A 20,534-nucleotide genomic window follows, 5' to 3' on the forward strand; every position below is an offset into this window, starting at 1 on the left:
CTTTTTTTCGAACTTAGCAGTAAAAATTTTGATGCTCAAATAATATTCTCATAATGTGAGAATTATTTTGTAGAAAAAGTGTAAAATTTGCATTCTTAAATTGTCACATAATGAAAGATTGATTGATTAATATACGATTTAGAGTGGTTGAATAACGTGAAAAAAAGCTATCGCAAAGGTGGTTTTACCTTTAAGCAGTTTTTTGTCGGTCATGACCGTTGCGCTATGAAAGTCGGAACCGATGGAGTATTACTTGGCGCATGGGCACCTGTTCAGCAGGCTAAAAAGGCGTTAGATATAGGGAGCGGCAGTGGACTCATTGCGCTAATGCTCGCACAACGCAATCAGCAAATGACCGTTGATGCTGTTGAACTAGATAAAGCAGCGGCTCAACAGGCACAGGAGAATTTCGCTGAGTCAAAGTGGGGAGAGAGGCTACAGATTTTTGAGCAAGATATAACGCAGTTTAGTGTATCAAGGCAAAAAGCGTATGATTTGATTGTCAGTAATCCACCTTATTTTGAGCCATCAGTATCATGCAGTAGTGAACAACGAGAGCAAGCTCGCTATACCGCGACGTTAACCCATCAGGCATTATTAGATAGTGCGATGGATTGTTTAACCACAGATGGCCTATTTTGCCTTGTATTACCCTATGATGTCGGTGAAAAAGTTGAGCTTATGGCGCATCGTAATGGCTGGTTTACTGCTTATCGCGTTAATATTCGAGATAAAGCAACGACGCCATTTCACCGTATGTTGTTGGGATTAAAGCGGGAATTAGTTGAGCCAGAAATTTCAACGTTAGTGTTAAAAGAAGCAGACAATAACATCTATACTGAAGACTTTCAGCGGCTTATTCGGGATTTTTATTTGAAATATTAATAGCCAACCCGAGGGTTGGCTAGGTATGAGATTACGGTTTGAGTACGGTGGGGCCTGAATGCTCCAGTAGATCAGGGTAGTCTAACGTATAGTGTAGCCCGCGGCTCTCTTTACGCTCTAAAGCGCAGCGAACCATCAGTTCAGCCACTTGGACGAGGTTTCTCAGTTCAAGTAAGTTATTAGAAATACGGAAATTGGCATAATAGTCGTGAATTTCTTGCTGTAACAAATGGATGCGTCGCAAGGCGCGTTCTAAACGCTTAGTGGTTCGTACGATCCCCATATAATCCCACATAAATAGGCGTAGCTCATGCCAGTTATGTTGAATCACAACTTGCTCATCTGAGTTGTGTACACGGCTATCATCCCATTCAGGGAGAACGGGAATATCCTCGATCTGCGTGATCGCATGGCAAATATGCTGTGAGGCGGACCATCCGTAAACGAGGCACTCTAACAGCGAGTTAGATGCCATGCGGTTGGCTCCGTGTAACCCTGTATAACTGACTTCACCAATGGCATAAAGGTTGGGGATATCGGTCATACCGTTTTGATCGACGCTGACACCGCCGCATGTGTAATGGGCTGCGGGTACAATGGGGATCGGCTCTTTCGTCAGATCTAAACCAAGTGTCATCAGTTTTTCATAGATGGTAGGAAAGTGGCTTTGAATAAAATCAGCGGGTTTATGGCTAATATCAAGGTACATGCAATCAGCACCTAAGCGTTTCATTTCATGATCGATCGCTCTTGCAACAATGTCTCTCGGCGCTAATTCACAGCGTGGATCATAGTCGGGCATGAAACGGCTTCCATCAGGGCGTTTCAAATAGGCTCCTTCACCACGTAACGCTTCCGTTAATAGAAAATTGCGAGCTTGCGGATGAAAGAGGCAGGTTGGATGAAATTGATTGAATTCTAAGTTAGCGACACTACATCCAATACGCCATGCCATCGCAATGCCATCCCCAGAAGAGATGTCGGGATTTGTTGTGTATTGATAGACTTTTGCGGCGCCGCCTGTAGCCAAAACAACGATTTTTGCTCGGATCGTTTCAACGTGCTCTTTTTGCCGATTCCAAACATAGGCACCGACAATACGGCTTTCGCCTGCTAATCCGATCTTATCGGAGCGAATGAGATCAACCGCATTATAGCGCTCTTTAACATGGATATTCGGATGCGCAAAAGCGAGGTTGACGAGAGTCGTTTCAACCTCTTTGCCAGTTGCATCTGCATGGTGAAGGATCCTGCGATGGCTGTGTCCACCTTCGCGAGTGAGGTGATATTGGGTTTCACCTGTTTCAGTCACTTCCGTGTCAAATAGTACGCCTTGATCAATTAACCACTGAACGCACTCTTTGGCATTCGAGGCGATAAATTCGACGGCCTCTCTTTCACAAATACCTGCGCCTGCAATTAAAGTATCTTCTACATGGGATTCAATGCTGTCGGTATTATCGAAAACGGCTGCGATTCCACCTTGTGCGTAATAAGAAGCCCCTTCATTGAGTGTGCTTTTACTTAGGAGAGTAACTTTATGAAAAGGAGCAAGTCGTAAAGCGGCGGAAAGCCCAGCGACACCGCTGCCAATAATCAGAATATCAGTGTAATGCTGTGTGGGATCGTTCATAAGTGTTTGCATGTTGTATATACTCGTCGTTTCTACCCATAAGGGGCAGCATAAAACCCGTTATACAGACGGTTGCGCCCTAAGAAGTGGCAGGCCTAGCCGTTTACGGCAGAGAGCAGTCACAGTATAGTATCTATTGGAAGTTTCATGTTAGCCTATCAGGCTTGGCAATGCTATTTGTGAAATAGCGTTCAGCCTTGTATATCTACTAGGGGGTTGAGTCAGGTTTGGTACTTAGGGTAAATAAAGCGGTGTGATACGTAGAATAATGTATAAATTAGCGATAAATTAATTAGGATCACTTAGATCCTCTATCGGTAGTCACACGGTTTTTTGTCAATTTTTTACTATTTTTATGTATTAAATTGAACTTCACTTGTTTTTACTACTCAAAGTAACGCTTGCTTTAGGAAGGGAGACATGATCAAGTTAACAAATTTACAGCCTGAGCGCGGGAGATTTTCCCAGTAATGAGCGAGCAACTAACGGACCAGATGTTGGTCGAAAAAGTCCAAAAGGGCGATCAAAAAGCGTTCAACTTACTGGTTGTAAAATACCAGCACAAAGTTGCAAGCTTGGTTTCCCGTTATGTACCACAAGCGGATGTACCTGACGTTGCTCAGGAGTCTTTTATCAAAGCTTATCGTGCGATAGGGTCGTTTCGCGGTGATAGTGCTTTTTATACTTGGCTATATCGTATTGCGGTAAACACGGCTAAAAATTATTTAGTCGCTCAAGATAGGCGCCCACCCGCGTCAGATCTTGAAGCAAGCGATGCAGAAAACTACGAAACTGCAAGCGCTTTGAAAGAAATATCGAACCCAGAGAACTTAATGTTGTCTGATGAATTGAAGAAAGTAGTTTTTCGAACCATTGAGTCGTTACCTGAAGATTTAAAAATGGCAATAACACTCAGAGAACTTGATGGTTTAAGCTATGAAGAGATCGCCGAGATCATGGATTGTCCTGTAGGCACCGTGCGTTCGCGTATCTTTAGAGCAAGAGAAGCTATTGATAATAAAGTACAGCCACTGATCCAGCAGCACTAATATGTTTGTGTTTATTGAATTGTTTTTTGGAACACAAGATAACGTGCAAAAAATAGCGAAATCAGGGCATTAAACTGTAATTGTGATGCAATTAACTGAAGGTATTCGGGCATGCAAAGAGAGAAACTTTCCGCAATGATGGATGGCGAAGTTCTAGATGTAGAACTGTTAAATGCCATTTCATGTGATTCAACGTTACAAAAACGTTGGGAGAGCTATCATCTTATTCGTGATACTCTGCGTAATGACACACCTGATGTCATCAATTTTGACATAGCGGGTAAAGTCGCCGCAGCATTAGAGAATGAAGTTGTGCGTATTAATCCTCAGGTAGTTGTTGAGTCACAGCCTGAACCTGCAACATGGGGCGCGATGCCGTTCTGGCAAAAAATTCGTCCATGGGCAAGTCAAATCACCCAAATTGGTGTTGCAGCATGTGTATCCCTTGCTGTTATCGTTGGGGTGCAGCAGTATAATCAAAGTAATTCAACGGAATCGGTGATTGATGAACCTGTGTTTAACACCGTTCCCGTTGGAGCAGGCGCACCTGTGAGTTTAAATTTCTCTGATGGTCAACTTTTTGGTAACGAGCAACAAATGCAACAAGTTGAGCAACAAAATCAGCGTGTAAATGCAATGCTACAGCAATATGAAATTGAAAGACGTTCAATGCTTAATCAGCAATATCATGATAATGATGATATTACTACAGCACCCGCTGGAGCTAAAGCGCGCTAATGAATAAGTGGTTATCCGTCATCTGCCTGGCGGGCAGCCTGATTTTATCTAATCAAGCTTCGGCATCTCAACAAGATGCCGAAGCTCTCTTTAAAGAGATGGGGAGCGCTGCCCAAAATCTTTCCTACGAAATGTCTTTTATGTCCTTTAGTCCCAGAAGCATCGTGCCTGTCCGTTATCGACATGGGATCATTAATAATGTTCCTGTCTCTCAAATGATCCAAATGGATTCTACGCGGCGTGAAATAGTGCAAAAAGGGGAAAGGATCAGTTATTTTGAACCCGGTTTTGATGCCTTCAGCTTAAATGGGAAGCATATTGTCGATAATTTGCCTTCGGTATTATTTGCTGATTATGACAAAATCAAACCGTACTATAATTTTATCGATGCGGGGCGAACCCATATCGGTGATAAGCCTTCACTCGTCATTCGCATTATTTCTAAAGATAACTCTCGTTTTAATTATGTTCTTCTGATTGATGAAGAAAATAAGTTGCCATTACGGGTCGATCTCTTAGATAACAATAACCAAACGTTAGAACAGTTTCGCGTCATTTCAACAGTGCTAGACAGCAAAACGGTGAATGACTCTCTGGTGAATTTAAGTAAGATTAATTTACCACCGCTGCTAGTCTCCCCTCAGGATAATCGTCCGTCATTTAAATGGCGTGTTGGACTTTTACCTCCTGGGTTTGAAGAAGTCTCTCGTTCAAAACGTAAACTTGCCGAAAATGATGAGGTAGAGAGCGCATTATTTAGTGATGGCTTATTCACTTTTTCGGTTAATGTCACTAAAGCTGAGCAAGGCTTGCCTTTAGAACAACCAGTCCAAAATGGCCGCCGCACAATTTATACAATGACTCAGAAACAAAATGTGATTACCATAATAGGTGAACTGCCGTTATCAACGGCACAGCAAGTCGCTGCAAGCATTCGTTTTCAGGAGTAGATGATGATAAAAGAGTGGGCAACAGTTATTCGTTGGCACCAAGGAAGGGCGTTATTGCGTTATGGGGCTTCTTCTGGGTGTGGTAGCTGTAGCGCGCGCGCGGCATGTGGTTCATACGCATTGAGTAAAATAGGGCCAAATACCGAACATCAGCTCGAAGTTGACATTGAGCAACCTTTAGTTGTTGGGCAAAAAGTGGAGGTTGGAATTCCTGAAGGGAGTTTGCTGCGCTCTGCTATGCTCGTTTATTTAACCCCGTTGATTGGCCTATTTCTGGTTGCAGCGTTAGTACAATTAGCGGGGTTTGAACAATTCTGGGTTGCTCTTTCTGGTGTCGCTGGTGGCTTTTTAGGCTTCTTTTTAGCGCGTAAAATCGCCTCTTATTGGCGGGATGAGACTGCATTTCAACCAGTTATCTTACAAATAGGCTTACCCCCCAACGAACTGTCAGTTCAAGTTGATTGCTGAGTGAAACCGCCTTGCTTGATAGGCGGTTTGGCGAGTTCAGCGCTCCTATCTAGCAAAAACCCGCATAGTTTACAGTTGTTTTACATTGAACCTTTGTGTTACAGAGATCTTCTATGTAAAATGCAGCTAATTAGTAATCTTGTGATAATCATAGCATTTTAGTTCTGCGATACCTATTTATGCAGAGCTGATTTTGTAGGCAATTTAAAAGAAGATATTACCTTGAAAATCAATAACATAAGAAACTTTTCTATCATTGCTCACATCGACAATTCGACCCCCGTCAAGCCATGACAACCTAAGACAAATTAACGTTGTAATAAATTGAATTATAACGAAAAAACAAAATCAATATTGACAAGCTAAGACAACCAAAGTCACCTCAAGCCACTATTTTTGTGTCCATCATTGTGTCCATATATCCATTTGAGCTATTATAAATTACTATAAAAGCATAGCCCTATTTATCTTATTGAAAAATAAAATTTCGTATGAAAAATGCACATACCTATGGGTGAGGTATGATAAAGCAATAATGGAGTGAAAATTATTACTATAACAAGTTCATATTTTAAGCGTAATCTCGAAAGAAAATAGAAAAAATACTGAAATCACGCATTCCTAACATACTGAAAAATAAAGTGATGGACACGAATATGGACACAGTAATGGGGGCGCGGATGAATAATAATGGAGCAGGATCATCATGGCGATAACGAATGCATACTTAAAATCTAATCTTGGGAAAAAGAGAGATAAGGTTGAGGAGAAAGCTGATCGTGATGGTTTGTGGGTTAGGGTATCCCTGCAGGGGGCAATTACTTTTTTTTATCGTTATCGATTTAATGGCAAGCAAGATAAAATGACAATTGGTAAATATCCACAAATGTCTTTAAAAGAAGCTCGCGATGAATTATTGAAATGGTCCTCAGTTTTAAGTAAAGGTCAAAATCCAAAATACCAGAAAGTTATTATTGCGAGTGAAAAAAATAATATAGGCTCCTTCGAGGAAGTATTTCGAGATTGGTTTGATGTAATGTGCAAGCAAAGAGTTAGCGCCCATCAAATTATGAGAACGTTTGAATTACATGTATTTCCTCAAGTAGGTAGATATCCAATAAATGATTTAACTGTTCACATGTGGCTGGATTTATTAGATCAGCTATCCAAAAAATACTCAGAGATAACAAAACGTGTAATTAGTAATGCTAGGCAATGTTATTCATGGGCAGTAAAAAGGAGAGTGGCATTATCAAATCCATTAACTGATTTGACGGGTAAGGATTTTGGTATTCAAAAAGGCGTTGGTGATAGAACCTTATCTTCAGAAGAAATCGCGCTTTTTTGGTGGGCGTGCGAAGAATCGAGAGTTTCTTTTGTTAACGAAATGCTACTAAAACTCTGTCTATTCTTTGGGTGCAGGGTTTCAGAGCTAAGATTGGCTAAAATTTCTGATTTTGATTTAGTGGAAAAGTTATGGACTGTTCCTCCTGAAAATCACAAGACTGGCGGAAAAACAAAAAAACCATTAGTGCGCCCATTAATTGATGATGTTATTCCTATAATTAAAAAGCTGGTGGATCTCGCTGCTGGTGATTATTTATTTTCCAATAGCAAAGCACCTCAACTACCATCAGCACATTTAAAACTTCCTGTTAACTTGATAATATTTATCAAGAAGCACAAAAAAAGAGACTTACCTCATTTTTCTATACATGACCTTCGTCGGACTGCACGGACTAATTTTTCGGAACTGACACAACCGCATGTGGCTGAAATTATGTTAGGTCATAAATTACCAGGAGTGTGGGGGGTATATGATAAATATAACTACATTGATGAAATGCGAGAAGCCTATCAATTATGGTGGGATAAATTAATGGCCATAACGAAAACCGCCCAATGAAGGGCGGTTTTATTTAGCGACTAGATCGGTTCAGTTCAGCATCTTGTACTTGCCACTCCAATACTTTATGTTTGAACCAGCGATTTTTTGAACCATTGAGACTATAGTCTGGTGCTGGGAATGGCAAAGTTGTTCTATTTCTTAAGCGGCTTAACGTTCTAGATGAAATACGAAGATGATTGCATACATCTTTTGTTGTCATATATGCATTATCACGAATCACTCCGCACCTCCTTTTCTATACCCGTTCATTAATATTTCTGCAGCAACTTCTGCTGGAGTTCCTACCCACATAGCCTCATCAATAATGTCAGCTAATTCCCACTTACTCAGCTCTTCTATTGTTGTTGGTTGTGAGTCACTTGGAAAATTGTAATATTCACATTCTGCACCGCGCCTAACAGCCATCTCAATAATCTCCTCTATCGTGAAGTCTGTTTTCTGGTAGCCAGCATCCCAAACCATATCGACAACTGAAAGCGGATCACCCCATGCGTCTTTAATAATTTGTACAAGGTTAAAATCAAGCGTTGTCATAATATTCTCCCTTTGACCTTGCCACAGTGAGCGCATTGCATCATGAGTTTTTTACCTCTCATGTATACGTCACCGAATTCATCTGATCGGGTATAATCATATGCAGCGATAAGAATCCATTGGTGCATGCCAAATAAACACCTCCAGTTTCGGGTATCTTTAATTTCGCTCATCTCAAAGCTCCTCGATCAGAATACTCCCGATAAAACCAGCCCATATACCTAGAGCGAATATTGCAGCTTTGGGCATTCCTGACTCCACAGCAATAACCGCAGTGAGCATGAATGCAATCGCGTAGATAATAAACCGCTTAAACGCTCTCATTGACCACCTCCATTAGCTTTTCAAGCTTCGTCACCAATTCATACATTTCACTTTTGTATTGACGCATTTTTGTTAATTCGCTCATGCGGCTGTTTATCTGAATCAGTTCATCATCAATTTTTACCAGCTCAGTGCGTAATTGCTTGCTGTTTGGCACGTTCATGGTTCCGTTTGAAACGGAGGCATGCTGTTCTGGTGTAAGGTGATTTTTCTCACCTTTAGGTTCCGGTGCTAAAGGGCGGATTTCTGCCATTTTATTTTTGATGTGAGTTTGTTCTAAAAGTAGGGAATTCCCGTCATTAGCCACATTTTGTAAAAGGGGCGATTTCTCCTCTTTAGCTTCAACCCATTGGTAAACTCTTAATCCGTTTTTTACCTGACTAACGACATTTCCATTTTTGATATCAGTTTTTAAACGGCCACCAATGTTATTAGCCGAATCTCCCGTTGCTTTGGCTAATTCAGCAGCCGTCATAGCCTGTGTGCTTTGTTGCAAAACCTCTCTTAAGATTTCAATCTTAGGACGCTCATCGCTAGCCTGACATGAAAATTTTGAAGCAATAGGGCTCTTAATTGTTTTTGGTTCTGGCTGATTAGTAAGCTGATACAATCCATTGACCAGCTTTACCGTACCTTTTCGCATTTGATTGGTAATCATTGCATTAACAATTTGGGCGCTTTGATCCATGTGCAGGGCTAATGTGTCGATATCACATGGACCGACTTCTTCAAGAGCATCGATAATTAATGGGTTATTACTCATCACTCACCTTTCTTACTCGTTTCTGTTTTCTCTTTTTTGTATTTGGGATCAACCTAGGTTCACAAACTTGTGGTGCTGGTGGCAAAGGAGGGCATATGCCCATCCTGATATAAAAACGCTGCCTGATGCCGTGAATAATTCGAGCAGTCCAATCACAACCATCATCCACATAGTGAGTGACTCGAACTATCACATCATCGTAATCAACCATTTCATGTTCAGTGGTATCTTGTTCAATCACTTGCTTTCCTCCGAACAAATGATTTTGTATGCCCTTAAAACGTGGCTTGCTTTGCCGTAAATCGTCGTCACTCGAAAAAAGAAGCCTGTTGATGATTCTTGAACTGGCGTCCATAGTTTTACTGTGTCGATAATGCGATTCAGTTTTCGGCGCTCGGTAATGAAAGACAGAATCACTACTTTGGCTGTGTTGCCTGTTTTGCTGGTGACATATTCAATTTTCATTGCTCAGCCCCCATTATTTGGTCACATAAGGATTGAGATAATTTGTGGGTATCCTTTTCCATGGCCATAGTGATTAAGATAGGCTCGCCATACATTTCTGATGTTAAGGCGTCCATGGCAAACAGCGCGGAGCGATCGTCTTCGCTAGGCAAAACACCAACACTACCCATGCCAAACATCAGATAAGGCAGGGCTAAATAGCGGGTTGCTAAAATAGGCGTTTTCCCCTCTTTAAATGTTTTGGTTAGTAATGGAGTTAAATCAGGGTAGTGTTCTTGCATGAGAACTAATTCTGATTTCTCAAATGGTCTAAACTCTTCATCCCGATCCTGACGGTAATAAGTAACAGTGTGACTTCCATCATCATGGCTATTGATATCAAGAAACTCAGCTTCATCAGGTACTGAACATACAAACTGAACAGCAACATCCTGGTCGAAATCTGCGTTGTGTTTCATTCTGATTAATGCATGCCCGTTAGTTGCTTCTATGTACTGGTTATTAATGTGAACAACCTTTGTTACCATGCGTGGGTCATCATTTACGGATATCAAAGTTAAAGCCGCGCGGATTAAGTCAGCATCAATATGTGGTAGTTTTGCTTTCATTATTTTTCCTCCCAACCAATTACCTGAAACAATCCCATTTTCGGGTGATACCAACGGGTACCTCGCTTCTCTGCCTCACACATCATCGAATGAAATACAACCATAAAGTCATCTTCTAGAACGACCTTCATCTTGAAAGGAACGCCATCAGGCGAGAGGGCGCTGATAATCTTTTCTGGTACATCAAACTGGTTAACAAGAGTTCGACACTTACCTTTTGTTATTCCTGCTTTGTTTGATATAACAGGGTAGGAGACATAGCCTATAGGGATGAAACCTTGCTTAATTTGCTCGACAGTCTCATGCATCTGTTCAACTTTCTCATCAATGCGATTAATTTGACGTTGTTGCTGGGCATTATGACTGGCGATTCGGGCGATCATTTCTAATTCACTAATAGCGGTTTGTTGTGGGCGAAAGTAACTACCGACCAACTCACGCTGTACTTGCCATGCAATAGGATCATTGAATGGCTTGGTTAACATTAAATAACCCGTTTCAGTCAATACGAGCCCTTTTGGTGTGCGAGGGGCGAAAACCGATGAAAGTGACTCCGTACGTATTACGTCCGCAGTCAGTTCATGAAAATCCACGCCTTCAATAAAGTGTTCACGGTTACGATTAAAAGCGGCACGAGCTGTTCCCTCTGGTCGGGCATGTACCAAATCAATCATTGAAAAAGTAACAACACGCTGACCTTGATACTCAACTACGGGCATTTGAGTTTTATTAATAGTAATTAAGTTGTTCATATATTTTCCCTAGTGAACTGAGCTATTTGATAAAGGTGAATTCAAAAGCTGAAAGCCTTTAATAAAAACGTCATCTATGAAATTAAACAGCCATGTAATACCTGTTTCAGTTTCTTTAGTTTCGTTATTTGTATAAAAACGCCACACGGCAATATATTTTTCCTCTGGATTTTCAGCTAATAGTGGTTGCTCAATTTGATGGATCAATAAGGTTTCAATCACTTCAATATCTAGGTAGACGTCAAAGTTTTTATAAGAAAACTGATAGTCTCCATTGGCGCTGAGTCCAAATCGCTCCTTGCAGTAAATAAGGTACTTTGCGGCCTGAATGTAGCGTTTGCGCTTAACTGCGCATTCAGCGAACTCTGTTAGCTCCTGGTGCGTTAGTGCTTGATCATGTGCACGAGACTCATCGAGCATCCAAGCAGGGCAGTCTGGTACTTTTTCTTTTAAAATTTCTATTAGTTGAGTTACGGCCATATTTTCACTTTTCATAAATAACTCTCCGTCACTTTAATTCTTGCTTTAGATAAACAACGGTCAGCTGCTGCCTTGCTTTCCTTTTCCTGATAACTCAAACCATCAGAACTGCCGGGGATTGAAATAGAAAAGGCTTGGTTGTATTTATCTGCAGCACGGCGATATAATTTCTTTGCTTCTAGCTCTTTCCCTTCATTCATTAATTGGTCAAATCTCGTCATATACATACGGCTCCCCATTTAAATAAGCAGGCATATATTTTGTAATTACATCGATTAATAATTTTCCTAGTTCGGTTATGTTTCCGTATTTCGTATAAAGTAATGCGTAAGTATCGTATATATCCTTGTCTGAATACTTACAGCGATGCTTGCAATCCAACTCCTCATATACATCACGAAAGAAATTATTAAGGTTTTCGTTAGTTAATGTGATTATGACTTCTTCATTGTTAACGACTGCTTTAAATTGGGGCTTTTTACCTTCATGTTTAAAGTAATCTAATAGACAGTTGATGTAAGTCATTCTCCTTTTGCCTATTAATAGTTTATATTCCATTTAATTATTCCTAAGTTTAGATAAAGGGATTCCCTCAGCGTTGACGCTGATTTAAATTTAACTTGATTTTTTAATTATTTATTGGTTATTGCTTCTTGCAGTCTACTGTATTTTATTGCTACATCTTCCCTTGCTTCTTCGAATCTTGTGTTTGCTTTTTGCCATTCCTTTTCTAACTGTAAAATATATTTTTCTTTTTTAAGCTTTTGTTTTAAATCTCGATATATTTCTGCCTGTCTATCGATATACTCTGGCAGCATGGCGCCGCGCTTAAAGGCCGGAGTACCATCAGGCAACTGTGTTTTAATGTCTGGTTCGTTAGTTGGCTTGCCTAGCTTACTGAATTCATCACTAGCAAGGATGTGTGCATATTTATTGATAGCGGCATCCTCGGTGAAATAGCTTTTATTGCAAGGTTGAACAAAATAAACCTCACGAGTAATAACCTGAATATCGTGACCTGTTGTTATTTCTATAGGCTTTGCTTTGTTTGTCATTTTAAATTTCCTTAATAAGAGTCTCTAAATCATTGAGTGTTTTACTTAATGTATTTGCCATTAAATCTAATTGTGCATATAGCGTTGGGGTATCTGGTTCATTTTCGTATATGTCACTTTTAAGTTGATGTAGAGAAAGCTCGACATTATTAATATCCCCAATAGCATCATGTAACTTATTTTCTGATAACTTACTATTTTGATTGGGGGGCAGAACGCCGTTTAATTTCCTCACTAGAATAATAAACATTATCATCTAATGCTTTAGCAATAATGATTGACTCTTGAATCAATAAACCTATTTTACATAGAACGTCTTTTGATAAAGGGTCGTTGTCACTACATGAAGAGTCAAACAATAAGGTACCAATTGCTCCGACACCTTCAATTAATGCTTCTGATGTCATTTCGTTATTAATAGAAATTCCTCTAAGTTGCTCGATTGAGTAGTTTTTAAAATCTTTTATTTTTATCGTATCGCTAGTTTTCATTTTCACTTCCCAAGATTAATTTTAATTAATGACTCATGGGCGCGAATCACTGATAATAAGGCTACAGACAAAGTATTTAGGGTGTTTTCATTATCAATAAATCCTGAATCTAAAATTAAATTAATAATGGCCTTTGCGTAGGTTAATTCAGTGTTAGCTGCATCTCTTAATTGAATATTGTCATTCACTATTCTTTCTCCAAAATATCATCAATCTCAGCTTCACATTGAGCGATTAATTGACTGGCAATATGTTTTTCGCTGTTGTCTCTATTTAAATATTGAGCTGCAATTAAAAACACTTTCACTCGGTTAAATACATCCATACATTCACTAACTTGTACTTGGGGGGGCTACTTTATCCATGTCCATTATCCCGTTGTGCATTTTCTTCAATTAACCAACCTGCCACAGGGTTTGATAGTTCGTAAGCCAACTCAATTAAACTATCCACTACTGGATCCCCTACAAATTGGCTATTGAGTTGAAACAGTATCGCATTCAATTGAGCGCTTTTTTTTGCGGCAACACTTAATTCAATTTCGTGTGACATGTCACGACTCCTGCTGGTATTTGTGATCCCAGTGATAAAACATAATCACGAACAAGTTGTAACTTCGCTGATTTCAAATCCGTTGCATAAACTTCTTTGCGTTCGGCTTTAGCCTGCGGGTCACTACGCTTTACAGCAAAGAAGCAGAACTTAAACAGACCTGTACGGATATCAGGTTTAAGTACGTTGGTATTTGACGCATAATGTATAGTCGCCATTTTTTACACCTTATCATTTTGAGTTGAATTTTTAGCTGGTAGCATTTCGCCTTCACCGAAAACCAACCAATTACGCTCAATACCCAATGCTTTAGCCATCACGCTAGTGCGGCACACACCTGATACCTTCCCGTTTACCATCTGGCTAATTGTGCTTTGGGATACGCCTATCCGTGCAGCCAACTCCGCCTGTGTCATCCCCGAGCGTGCAAGCGCCAAGCGCAGACGTGTGGAGAATGAGCTTTGGTGTGATATCTCGGACTTATCAATTTTGGTTACTTCATTTGTTTTGTTTGCAAATCCTAAAGAAGCCTTAGCCGAATATTGTTTTGCAAGATCAATTATGGCAATCCCCATCTCGCTTATCTCATCATTTGTAGTACTGGATAATAGAAGTCCTGCGTCCAACATGATTTCTATGTTATTCAAGGCGTCATAAGGGTTTAATGGGAAACCTAAAAAATTGTTCATGTTATCCTCTATCTTTATCGCTTTACCGATTTTTAGGATAGCATTTTTATTTTTTCTGTCAATCGGTTTTCCGATTTTATTTTATGGAAATAAAAGAAAGGATATGGAGGTAATAAAAAACCCGCCTTATCAGCGGGTTTGTAGAGTTTTGAAGTGCTATGCGAAGCGTCTTAATTTCATTGGCCAGCTAACAATGACCTTGCCGTCAATAAAAAGCTGCTCTTCTTCCGACTCATCAATTTTCCATTCTTTGTAGGCTGGATTATCAGATAAAACGATAAGATGGTTTTTTATTTTTTGAAGCCGCTTGATGTGAGATGAACCTCCGAATGTGAATGCATAAACACCATCACCTTCAAACCTTTTCACTGTAATATCAATAAAAACTAAATCTTCAGGATCTATCGTTCCCTGCATACTATCACCCTGTGCATTAATTGCCTTCATTGACGATGCAGGCCTGCCACCAAAAATACTTAATGCAAACTCAGGCTCTAAAGATATAGATCTTATGATGTCTGGAAAGTCAGAGTTATAACTACCAGGTCCACAGCTGTACTCAATGTCCATAATGTCAACAGTATATGAATCATTGGTAGCTAATTCGTTTTCATTAGAATCTGTAAGGTGTTCTACAGAATATTGCTCACTTGGTAGCATTGAGCCTTCACCAGAAGCTAACCATTCAGCACGCACACCCAAAACCTTAGCTATTTCTACAGTTTTTCTTGAGCCAGATGCTTTGTTGAGTAACTGATTAATACTCGACTGAGCCATGCCCACGGCCTTGGCTAAAGCACCTTGTGTATACCCTGCATTTTGCATTGCGATATTAAGCCTATCAGAAAAGCTCATTTTATATCCTCCGAAGTCTAATATTGATTCTATCGTTTTTCCGATAAAAAGCAATAAGGAAATAGGAACATCTATGGACAAACGGTTTTCCGATTTGTATCATGTGATTAATAGGAGAACCGATAATGAAAAATAAAGCAATCGAGAAAGCGATATCAATCGTTGGTAGCCAGCAATTGTTGGCTAAAAAATGTGGTCGCTCTCAGCCTACAGTCTGCGATTGGCTGTATGGAAAAAATAAGGTACCAGTTGAGTGCGTTCTGAGAATTGTCCTCGCAACAGAAAGTAAGGTAAAAGCTCATGAGATCCGTCCTGACCTACCTGATTTATTCCCTCACCCAAAGGGTAAATCACATGCACCAGATACACAACATACCGATGCCTAAGCCGCAAACGTGGAGGATTTATGAGTAACGTTATCGCGATTGAGGGCTACAAGAGTCGAGCCAGAAAGCTTCTGCCGCACATGCCAAAAGAAGAGGGTTTCACTTTTATTCCTAATAGGTTCCTTGAAGACCTTTTGAAGGAAGATTTTGAAGTAGAAGAGTTCAATGAAATCTTAAGCATATTCAAGAGGAGGGCAGTCAATGGCTAACCTAGCAGAGGATAATGTCGTTCAGTTTAGTCCTCGGATGGTGAGTTCGGAGGAGAGAGTGGCTAAAACAGAAGATGGTTACACCCGCCTTGCCAATGAACTCTATGAAGAGTTGATCGGTGCCAATTTAACAAGAAACCAAGCCAAGGTTGCTCATGCTATTTGTAGAAAAACGTATGGTTTTAACAAAAAAACAGATCGCATTTCAGATAGTCAATTAGCGGAGCTAACTAGACTGCCAAGACAGAAAGTGAATAAGGCTAAAAATGAGCTTATCACTATGAAAGTTATAGTGAAAGTTGGTATGGCTATTGGACCTAATAAAAACCTAACTGAGTGGGAAATTCCAGAGTGTCACCAAAACGGTGTCATTGTCACTAAAACGGTGACAAAAAGTGTCACCAAAAGCGTGACAGGGGTGTCACCAAAACAGGGACACACAAAAGACACTCTTACAAAAGACAAGAAAGACAATACTACCCATACCCTTCAGGGGGGCGAGGCGGATAATTTAATTTTTCGTGATGAGCTCATTAAACTCCTGCAGGGTAAATTCAATTGCTCGACAGCTAAAGAGCTTCACAACGCTGTGGAAGCAGAGATTTTAAAATCAGGGTACCTGTGCCAGCGGGAATACACGGTTGCCGATCGCGGTGATGGACGCAAGGGCAAGGTTGATCTGTATGTTACGAATGCTAACGGGGCGATCTGTGGGATTGAGTTAGACCAGAAATCCCCTAGAGAAAAATCTATTTTCAAACTTCAGCAGCTCCCTGCTGGCATTGTGATGCTCAGGGAAACCTCCATCAACGAGGTTTACGAGGTTGGCGGCATTTCGGTTGTTAACGCGAACGAGGGGGAGATTGATAAAAAACCTGCCGGGTACTACCAAGAATACCTTGATGCGTACAACGAGGAGGTGGGCGACCGCTTGCCACACGCAAGAGATGTTAATTCGGAGCGTAAACGCAAGTTCAAAAAATTAATTGAAAAACTCGCGACTCCCAATGTTGACGGCTGGCGAGCCTATGTTCGCGCCTTTGTGAGAATGGCTAAGCCGTTTTACTTTGGTGATAATGATTCGGGCTGGGTAGCCGATATTGATCACCTGCTGAAAGAAAAAACACTGACAGCAGTCAAGGAAGGAAAGCCAAGTTTAACAGGGGTTTATCAATGATTAATCAGCAAATCGAAGCAAGCGTGATCGGCGGTTTACTAATCGACGGACTTACACTTAACGCCTCGGATGTTCTTGCCACTCTAAAGCCTGAAGCATTCTCATCTCATTTTTACAGGGAAGCCTACAAGGCGATCCAAAAACAAGCCAAAACCCGTGGCATGATTGACTTAATGATGGTTGCAGAGGCTATGGGTGACAAGCATTTCGCAGATATCATGCAAGCGGCTAAAGATTGCCCTAGTGCGGCTAACCTAAAAGGTTATGCTTCCATGGTGACCGACAACTATAATCGACGCGAAATGATTAAACTGATGGATCAATATCGTCACGTTATCGAGTCTGGCACGATTGATGCCGCCTCCCAAGCAATGGAGCAATTTGTTAAAAAAGCCAGCGAATTAATCACTGACAACGACCAAATTAAGCCCATTCACACCGCAGCAATGGTTGAGGATTTTGCCGAGGTATTAGATCAGCGATTGAGAAATGGCGATGAGTCCGACACGTTAAAAACGGGCATTCACGAGCTTGATGAAATTACTGGTGGTATCAATGCAGTAGACCTCGTTATCGTCGCTGCTCGCCCTGCGATGGGTAAGACGGAATTAGCATTGCGGATCACTGAAGGTGTGGCCTCGCAAATCGATAAGCAAACTGGACACAAGAAGGGCGTTCTGATTTTCTCAATGGAAATGAGTTCTCGTCAGATCATAGAGCGACAAATTGCAGGGGCTTCAGGGTTATCAGTTTCATCACTGAGAAACCCTGCAAAAATGGATGATGAAGGGTGGGCTAGGGTATCCCGTGGTATTGGTGTGGTTCAAGATCTCGATGTTTGGGTTGTTGATGCAAGTAAGCTAAGCGTAGACCAAATCAGAGCCATAGCAAAACGCCACAAACAGCAATACCCATCACTGGCATTAATCCTCGTTGACTACCTTGGATTGATTGAAAAACCAAAGGCAGAGCGTAATGATTTGGCGATTGGTTATATTTCATCAAGTCTAAAAGAAATGGCGAAAGAGCTGTTAACTCCAGTTATCTCACTTAGCCAGCTTTCACGAGATGTTGAGAAGCGACCAAACAAACGGCCCGTTAATGGTGATTTGCGCGACTCAGGAAGCATTGAGCAGGATGCCGACTCCATCATCATGCTCTACCGTGATGCGGTTTATAACGAGAACTCACCAGCGGCCCCATATGCTGAAATTATCGTGACTAAAAACCGATTCGGCAAAACAGGGACCGTATACCAGCGATTCAAGAATGGTCATTTTATGGACACAGATCAGGCACAGGCCGCTCACGCTTGTACGCAAAGCACTCGACCACAACAAAGGCGCTACCAAGGTGGAGCTGATGTTTAATTAGGTACCAAATGGAGAATTATATGAGAGAAATAACTGTAAAAGTTCACTATCAAAAACAGTTTGAAAAGCCGTTCGTTTGTTATATCTGCGGAAATATAGTGCTTGATGAGTTTATTGAACTTGAAGAGGCAATCCAAACAATACCTGAAATTGAAAAGGATGGTGACTATGAATTTATCTTCTCATTCAAGTATGAGGAGGGAGCAATTGATAATGGATGGTCTTATGAATTAGTTGGTTTTTATCCAATGGATGAAGACGGAAGTATATCCAAAACACAGTTAATGTAATTGAAACAATATTTATAAATTTTAACTAAACAAAGGTGGCTTAATGAAACTCGAAAATGCACTGAAAAACTTTCACCCTAAGTCACCGAGATTTGGCAATGTAGCAGGTTGCACCTCCCCTGACCGAATAACGGGAACGGATATCATGGCTGCTATGGGGATGACTGAATCACAAGCTAAGTTCGGCATGACAGCCTTTCTGGCTAAAAATGACATCAGCGAAGAGGATAAATTTTCGACTGTGGAAGCCTTGACCCAATATGCACTTAAAGTAGCGCCTAAATTAGTTCGCAAAGCAGCTGGAAAGAAATTAGGTCACTGTTTAATAGTTCTGGCCAAGATGGCATTTGAAGATTATGCCCGTTCAGCGGGTTCAGTTTGTCAGTGTTCAGTATGTAACGGGAAAGGGTTGATCTACAAAATGAAAGATGTTGTCAAACATCCCGGTATCACGACTCTTGAAGGCGAAACGATTATTGATCCAAATATCAGAGAGGAGCTAGTTGGTGAGCTATGTCAGGACTGTAACGGAAAAGGTCAGCTAACTAACCGTTGTCGCTGCAAAGGGCGGGGAAAGGTATTAGATGAAGCACAAACCGAGTTACAAGGGGCACCAGTTTATAAAGATTGCCCTCGGTGTGCTGGGCGGGGCTTTAAGCGTGTACCGTCATCAGTAGCATTTAATGCGATAAAGCACTTAGTGCCTGATTTGACTCAATCATCGTGGTCACGCAATTGGAAGCCATTTTATGAAAAACTGGCTAGCAAGTGTTTTATTGAAGAAAGCGCAGCAGAAAAAGCATTCAGTAGGGTAATAAAATAATGTGTTCCATTTGATTTTTGCATAAACTTGGCTTATTATCTTCTAATAATGGGCATTCTATACCTAGTCGCATTAAATCAATTCAAGGCCTCACTTCGGTGGGGCTTTGTTGTATAAATATCTCAGTAAATCGCAATTTATCGTGACGGGAAACTATCATTAGCAGAAATGCCGACATTGCGGATGAGTAATAAAACAGTGCCCTCATAACCTCTACGCAGAACGGAGAAATCTGGTTTGCGATACGTTTGGGGCTTTCGATGTACCCGATGGGGCTTGAAGACCACACCACCCACTATCAGGCAATAGTTACTACCTGTACTGTGGCTTGGTGTGGCAATCTAATTTAGAGGTTTATATGCTTGATGAATTCGAGTGAGCATAAAAAAGCCACCAACTTTTTGGGATGGTGGCAAAGGATTGTTGAGAGCAACGCCAGATGAGCAAGAACAGCCAAAATACTTAGTCGCAGTTATTTTAACCAACCAATTTAAAAAAAGAAACAGGTTTTATCTGATGTTCTATTTATAACTGGTTGATATTGTTCCGTTATGGGAATTCCCATATCGCCAATTAAAGCTGTAAGGATTGCTTGCAAGTTTCACATTCAAGAGGTCGCCTAGTGCGGCCTTTTTCGTATACAGCCGCCACAGACTCGACTGCTAACCTTTACCCTCGCTAATGAACTGTGCGCGGCTTTCTATTTAAGAGAGGTAGTTATGAGCAATCAAAATGAAGGTGAATTTTTAGGCGTTATTGTTACTAATGGTAATTTAAGCCTAGAAGAACGGGTGGCAGCATTAGAAAAACAGCTCACTGACATGCAAGCGGCAATGATCTGTGAATTAGAGGCGTCAAAATCAACAATTTTTAGCATCAAAGCAACAATTGATGCTAATGAAAAAGCCTTCGCTGATACAGTTAGTCAACTTGAATCAAGGTTTGCTTCATCTCTTAAAAAATGAATCTAAATACTCTAACTCAGCCATCCCTTCGGTAAGTTACATAGGGATGAACATTTAACTTATCTCAAATGCTGATTAAATTCATTAATCTAAATCCGGCTACCTGCTGGT

31 protein-coding genes and 1 pseudogene are annotated in these 20,534 nt (G+C 40.8%); 13 read left to right on the plus strand and 19 right to left on the minus strand.

What is annotated here, in order from left to right; genetic code table 11:
• The first annotated feature begins 156 nt into the window (after positions 1 to 156).
• Positions 157 to 885 (plus strand): tRNA(1)(Val) (adenine(37)-N(6))-methyltransferase TrmN, encoded by a 729-nt coding sequence (trmN, locus tag PSF11_RS17435; protein WP_004921501.1) that lies wholly within the window; start codon positions 157 to 159, stop codon positions 883 to 885.
• 31 nt (positions 886 to 916) lie between these two features.
• Here trmN and nadB read toward each other — a convergent pair whose 3' ends face one another.
• Entirely contained in the window at positions 917 to 2,518 is a 1,602-nt protein-coding gene (gene nadB / locus PSF11_RS17440) for an L-aspartate oxidase (protein ID WP_072503000.1), read from the minus strand.
• Positions 2,519 to 2,988: 470 nt separating this feature from the next.
• Between nadB and rpoE the strand changes: the two genes are divergently transcribed.
• The 5 genes from rpoE to PSF11_RS17465 all read left to right on the plus strand — a co-directional run bounded on the left by rpoE (position 2,989) and on the right by PSF11_RS17465 (position 7,629).
• Complete coding sequence (gene rpoE, locus PSF11_RS17445; protein WP_004921494.1) at positions 2,989 to 3,567, plus strand: RNA polymerase sigma factor RpoE; 579 nt, start codon at positions 2,989 to 2,991, stop codon at positions 3,565 to 3,567.
• 111 nt (positions 3,568 to 3,678) lie between these two features.
• Positions 3,679 to 4,305: an anti-sigma-E factor RseA gene (gene rseA, locus PSF11_RS17450; RefSeq protein ID WP_014656335.1), complete on the plus strand. Its 627-nt coding sequence runs from the start codon at positions 3,679 to 3,681 to the stop codon at positions 4,303 to 4,305.
• Positions 4,305 to 5,255 carry a sigma-E factor regulatory protein RseB gene (gene rseB, locus PSF11_RS17455; protein ID WP_004921489.1) on the plus strand — a complete coding sequence of 317 codons (951 nt, stop codon included), beginning with the start codon at positions 4,305 to 4,307 and terminating at the stop codon, positions 5,253 to 5,255. Before rseA ends, rseB begins: the two co-directional genes overlap by 1 nt.
• 3 nt (positions 5,256 to 5,258) lie before the next feature.
• Positions 5,259 to 5,723, plus strand: coding sequence for a SoxR-reducing system protein RseC (gene rseC, locus PSF11_RS17460; protein WP_072502999.1), 465 nt, complete (start codon positions 5,259 to 5,261; stop codon positions 5,721 to 5,723).
• Between the two features lie 706 nt (positions 5,724 to 6,429).
• Complete coding sequence (locus tag PSF11_RS17465) at positions 6,430 to 7,629, plus strand: tyrosine-type recombinase/integrase (protein ID WP_272682841.1); 1,200 nt, start codon at positions 6,430 to 6,432, stop codon at positions 7,627 to 7,629.
• 13 nt (positions 7,630 to 7,642) lie between these two features.
• On the opposite strand, the gene xis is transcribed toward PSF11_RS17465, so the two are convergent.
• The 18 genes from xis to PSF11_RS17550 all read right to left on the minus strand — a co-directional run bounded on the left by xis (position 7,643) and on the right by PSF11_RS17550 (position 15,200).
• Entirely contained in the window at positions 7,643 to 7,831 is a 189-nt protein-coding gene (gene xis, locus PSF11_RS21400) for an excisionase Xis (RefSeq protein ID WP_442958774.1), read from the minus strand.
• Between the two features lie 17 nt (positions 7,832 to 7,848).
• Complete coding sequence (locus PSF11_RS17470) at positions 7,849 to 8,166, minus strand: hypothetical protein (RefSeq protein WP_014656525.1); 318 nt, start codon at positions 8,164 to 8,166, stop codon at positions 7,849 to 7,851.
• 310 nt (positions 8,167 to 8,476) lie between these two features.
• The gene (locus tag PSF11_RS17475) at positions 8,477 to 9,253 is read right to left on the minus strand and encodes a hypothetical protein (RefSeq protein ID WP_272513918.1); all 777 of its coding nucleotides are present in this window, start codon (positions 9,251 to 9,253) and stop codon (positions 8,477 to 8,479) included.
• A complete protein-coding gene (locus PSF11_RS17480; protein WP_150376603.1) occupies positions 9,246 to 9,494 on the minus strand; it encodes a hypothetical protein in 249 nt (82 codons plus the stop codon). Before PSF11_RS17480 ends, PSF11_RS17475 begins: the two co-directional genes overlap by 8 nt.
• Positions 9,491 to 9,718: a hypothetical protein gene (locus PSF11_RS17485; RefSeq protein WP_150376605.1), complete on the minus strand. Its 228-nt coding sequence runs from the start codon at positions 9,716 to 9,718 to the stop codon at positions 9,491 to 9,493. The genes PSF11_RS17480 and PSF11_RS17485 overlap by 4 nt, the downstream gene beginning before the upstream one ends.
• Positions 9,715 to 10,326: a hypothetical protein gene (locus PSF11_RS17490; protein WP_053110950.1), complete on the minus strand. Its 612-nt coding sequence runs from the start codon at positions 10,324 to 10,326 to the stop codon at positions 9,715 to 9,717. The genes PSF11_RS17485 and PSF11_RS17490 overlap by 4 nt, the downstream gene beginning before the upstream one ends.
• Positions 10,326 to 11,078, minus strand: coding sequence for an ORF6N domain-containing protein (locus PSF11_RS17495; protein ID WP_060560722.1), 753 nt, complete (start codon positions 11,076 to 11,078; stop codon positions 10,326 to 10,328). Before PSF11_RS17495 ends, PSF11_RS17490 begins: the two co-directional genes overlap by 1 nt.
• Positions 11,079 to 11,087: 9 nt before the next feature.
• A complete protein-coding gene (locus tag PSF11_RS17500) occupies positions 11,088 to 11,573 on the minus strand; it encodes a hypothetical protein (RefSeq protein WP_053110952.1) in 486 nt (161 codons plus the stop codon).
• Positions 11,570 to 11,779, minus strand: coding sequence for a hypothetical protein (locus tag PSF11_RS17505; RefSeq protein WP_060560736.1), 210 nt, complete (start codon positions 11,777 to 11,779; stop codon positions 11,570 to 11,572). Before PSF11_RS17505 ends, PSF11_RS17500 begins: the two co-directional genes overlap by 4 nt.
• Complete coding sequence (locus PSF11_RS17510; RefSeq protein WP_060560723.1) at positions 11,766 to 12,116, minus strand: hypothetical protein; 351 nt, start codon at positions 12,114 to 12,116, stop codon at positions 11,766 to 11,768. Before PSF11_RS17510 ends, PSF11_RS17505 begins: the two co-directional genes overlap by 14 nt.
• Before the next feature lie 74 nt (positions 12,117 to 12,190).
• Positions 12,191 to 12,613 carry a hypothetical protein gene (locus PSF11_RS17515; protein WP_060560724.1) on the minus strand — a complete coding sequence of 141 codons (423 nt, stop codon included), beginning with the start codon at positions 12,611 to 12,613 and terminating at the stop codon, positions 12,191 to 12,193.
• 194 nt (positions 12,614 to 12,807) lie between these two features.
• Positions 12,808 to 13,104, minus strand: coding sequence for a hypothetical protein (locus PSF11_RS17520; RefSeq protein ID WP_060560725.1), 297 nt, complete (start codon positions 13,102 to 13,104; stop codon positions 12,808 to 12,810).
• A gap of 2 nt (positions 13,105 to 13,106) precedes the next feature.
• Positions 13,107 to 13,292, minus strand: a complete 186-nt coding sequence (locus tag PSF11_RS17525) for a hypothetical protein (protein WP_060560726.1) — start codon at positions 13,290 to 13,292, stop codon at positions 13,107 to 13,109.
• Positions 13,292 to 13,429 (minus strand): hypothetical protein, encoded by a 138-nt coding sequence (locus PSF11_RS17530; RefSeq protein ID WP_272682842.1) that lies wholly within the window; start codon positions 13,427 to 13,429, stop codon positions 13,292 to 13,294. Before PSF11_RS17530 ends, PSF11_RS17525 begins: the two co-directional genes overlap by 1 nt.
• 32 nt (positions 13,430 to 13,461) lie before the next feature.
• The gene (locus tag PSF11_RS17535) at positions 13,462 to 13,656 is read right to left on the minus strand and encodes a hypothetical protein (protein ID WP_196712763.1); all 195 of its coding nucleotides are present in this window, start codon (positions 13,654 to 13,656) and stop codon (positions 13,462 to 13,464) included.
• Positions 13,635 to 13,874 (minus strand): host cell division inhibitor Icd-like protein, encoded by a 240-nt coding sequence (locus tag PSF11_RS17540; RefSeq protein ID WP_196993052.1) that lies wholly within the window; start codon positions 13,872 to 13,874, stop codon positions 13,635 to 13,637. Before PSF11_RS17540 ends, PSF11_RS17535 begins: the two co-directional genes overlap by 22 nt.
• A 3-nt stretch (positions 13,875 to 13,877) precedes the next feature.
• Complete coding sequence (locus PSF11_RS17545) at positions 13,878 to 14,345, minus strand: helix-turn-helix domain-containing protein (RefSeq protein WP_272682843.1); 468 nt, start codon at positions 14,343 to 14,345, stop codon at positions 13,878 to 13,880.
• 156 nt (positions 14,346 to 14,501) lie between these two features.
• On the minus strand, positions 14,502 to 15,200 hold the full coding sequence (locus PSF11_RS17550) for an XRE family transcriptional regulator (RefSeq protein WP_272682844.1): 699 nt from the start codon (positions 15,198 to 15,200) through the stop codon (positions 14,502 to 14,504).
• Positions 15,201 to 15,325: 125 nt separating this feature from the next.
• Here PSF11_RS17550 and PSF11_RS17555 point away from each other — a divergent pair, with 125 nt between their 5' ends.
• The 7 genes and pseudogenes from PSF11_RS17555 (at position 15,326) to PSF11_RS17585 (ending at position 20,423) form a co-directional block, all read left to right on the plus strand.
• Positions 15,326 to 15,586 carry a transcriptional regulator gene (locus tag PSF11_RS17555; protein ID WP_272682845.1) on the plus strand — a complete coding sequence of 87 codons (261 nt, stop codon included), beginning with the start codon at positions 15,326 to 15,328 and terminating at the stop codon, positions 15,584 to 15,586.
• Positions 15,587 to 15,606: 20 nt separating this feature from the next.
• Positions 15,607 to 15,795, plus strand: coding sequence for a hypothetical protein (locus PSF11_RS17560; protein WP_272682846.1), 189 nt, complete (start codon positions 15,607 to 15,609; stop codon positions 15,793 to 15,795).
• Positions 15,788 to 16,270: pseudogene (locus PSF11_RS17565) on the plus strand (replication protein); the annotation flags it as partial. The gene PSF11_RS17560 and the pseudogene PSF11_RS17565, both read left to right, overlap by 8 nt.
• A 701-nt stretch (positions 16,271 to 16,971) precedes the next feature.
• Entirely contained in the window at positions 16,972 to 18,342 is a 1,371-nt protein-coding gene (locus PSF11_RS17570; RefSeq protein ID WP_272682850.1) for a replicative DNA helicase, read from the plus strand.
• A 23-nt stretch (positions 18,343 to 18,365) separates the two neighbouring features.
• Complete coding sequence (locus tag PSF11_RS17575) at positions 18,366 to 18,635, plus strand: hypothetical protein (RefSeq protein WP_272682847.1); 270 nt, start codon at positions 18,366 to 18,368, stop codon at positions 18,633 to 18,635.
• Positions 18,636 to 18,678: 43 nt separating this feature from the next.
• A complete protein-coding gene (locus PSF11_RS17580) occupies positions 18,679 to 19,458 on the plus strand; it encodes an antitermination protein Q (protein WP_272682848.1) in 780 nt (259 codons plus the stop codon).
• Positions 19,459 to 20,177: 719 nt separating this feature from the next.
• Positions 20,178 to 20,423, plus strand: coding sequence for a hypothetical protein (locus tag PSF11_RS17585; RefSeq protein ID WP_272682849.1), 246 nt, complete (start codon positions 20,178 to 20,180; stop codon positions 20,421 to 20,423).
• The last annotated feature ends 111 nt before the right edge of the window (positions 20,424 to 20,534 follow it).

It is taken from the genome of Providencia sp. PROV119, from assembly GCF_028482435.1.
GTDB classification, from domain to species: domain Bacteria; phylum Pseudomonadota; class Gammaproteobacteria; order Enterobacterales; family Enterobacteriaceae; genus Providencia; species Providencia stuartii.

Bases quoted from the DNA above. Each gene is read 5' to 3' on its own strand.
- nadB (WP_072503000.1), bottom strand. From the start codon at position 2,518: ATGAACGATCCCACACAGCATTACACTGATATTCTGATTATTGGCAGC.
- rpoE (WP_004921494.1), top strand. From the start codon at position 2,989: ATGAGCGAGCAACTAACGGACCAGATGTTGGTCGAAAAAGTCCAAAAG.
- rseA (WP_014656335.1), top strand. From the start codon at position 3,679: ATGCAAAGAGAGAAACTTTCCGCAATGATGGATGGCGAAGTTCTAGAT.
- rseB (WP_004921489.1), top strand. From the start codon at position 4,305: ATGAATAAGTGGTTATCCGTCATCTGCCTGGCGGGCAGCCTGATTTTA.
- rseC (WP_072502999.1), top strand. From the start codon at position 5,259: ATGATAAAAGAGTGGGCAACAGTTATTCGTTGGCACCAAGGAAGGGCG.
- PSF11_RS17465 (WP_272682841.1), top strand. From the start codon at position 6,430: ATGGCGATAACGAATGCATACTTAAAATCTAATCTTGGGAAAAAGAGA.
- xis (WP_442958774.1), bottom strand. From the start codon at position 7,831: ATGACAACAAAAGATGTATGCAATCATCTTCGTATTTCATCTAGAACG.
- PSF11_RS17470 (WP_014656525.1), bottom strand. From the start codon at position 8,166: ATGACAACGCTTGATTTTAACCTTGTACAAATTATTAAAGACGCATGG.
- PSF11_RS17475 (WP_272513918.1), bottom strand. From the start codon at position 9,253: ATGAGTAATAACCCATTAATTATCGATGCTCTTGAAGAAGTCGGTCCA.
- PSF11_RS17485 (WP_150376605.1), bottom strand. From the start codon at position 9,718: ATGAAAATTGAATATGTCACCAGCAAAACAGGCAACACAGCCAAAGTA.
- PSF11_RS17490 (WP_053110950.1), bottom strand. From the start codon at position 10,326: ATGAAAGCAAAACTACCACATATTGATGCTGACTTAATCCGCGCGGCT.
- PSF11_RS17495 (WP_060560722.1), bottom strand. From the start codon at position 11,078: ATGAACAACTTAATTACTATTAATAAAACTCAAATGCCCGTAGTTGAG.
- PSF11_RS17500 (WP_053110952.1), bottom strand. From the start codon at position 11,573: ATGAAAAGTGAAAATATGGCCGTAACTCAACTAATAGAAATTTTAAAA.
- PSF11_RS17505 (WP_060560736.1), bottom strand. From the start codon at position 11,779: ATGACGAGATTTGACCAATTAATGAATGAAGGGAAAGAGCTAGAAGCA.
- PSF11_RS17510 (WP_060560723.1), bottom strand. From the start codon at position 12,116: ATGGAATATAAACTATTAATAGGCAAAAGGAGAATGACTTACATCAAC.
- PSF11_RS17515 (WP_060560724.1), bottom strand. From the start codon at position 12,613: ATGACAAACAAAGCAAAGCCTATAGAAATAACAACAGGTCACGATATT.
- PSF11_RS17520 (WP_060560725.1), bottom strand. From the start codon at position 13,104: ATGAAAACTAGCGATACGATAAAAATAAAAGATTTTAAAAACTACTCA.
- PSF11_RS17530 (WP_272682842.1), bottom strand. From the start codon at position 13,429: ATGGATGTATTTAACCGAGTGAAAGTGTTTTTAATTGCAGCTCAATAT.
- PSF11_RS17535 (WP_196712763.1), bottom strand. From the start codon at position 13,656: ATGTCACACGAAATTGAATTAAGTGTTGCCGCAAAAAAAAGCGCTCAA.
- PSF11_RS17540 (WP_196993052.1), bottom strand. From the start codon at position 13,874: ATGGCGACTATACATTATGCGTCAAATACCAACGTACTTAAACCTGAT.
- PSF11_RS17545 (WP_272682843.1), bottom strand. From the start codon at position 14,345: ATGAACAATTTTTTAGGTTTCCCATTAAACCCTTATGACGCCTTGAAT.
- PSF11_RS17550 (WP_272682844.1), bottom strand. From the start codon at position 15,200: ATGAGCTTTTCTGATAGGCTTAATATCGCAATGCAAAATGCAGGGTAT.
- PSF11_RS17555 (WP_272682845.1), top strand. From the start codon at position 15,326: ATGAAAAATAAAGCAATCGAGAAAGCGATATCAATCGTTGGTAGCCAG.
- PSF11_RS17560 (WP_272682846.1), top strand. From the start codon at position 15,607: ATGAGTAACGTTATCGCGATTGAGGGCTACAAGAGTCGAGCCAGAAAG.
- PSF11_RS17575 (WP_272682847.1), top strand. From the start codon at position 18,366: ATGAGAGAAATAACTGTAAAAGTTCACTATCAAAAACAGTTTGAAAAG.
- PSF11_RS17580 (WP_272682848.1), top strand. From the start codon at position 18,679: ATGAAACTCGAAAATGCACTGAAAAACTTTCACCCTAAGTCACCGAGA.
- PSF11_RS17585 (WP_272682849.1), top strand. From the start codon at position 20,178: ATGAGCAATCAAAATGAAGGTGAATTTTTAGGCGTTATTGTTACTAAT.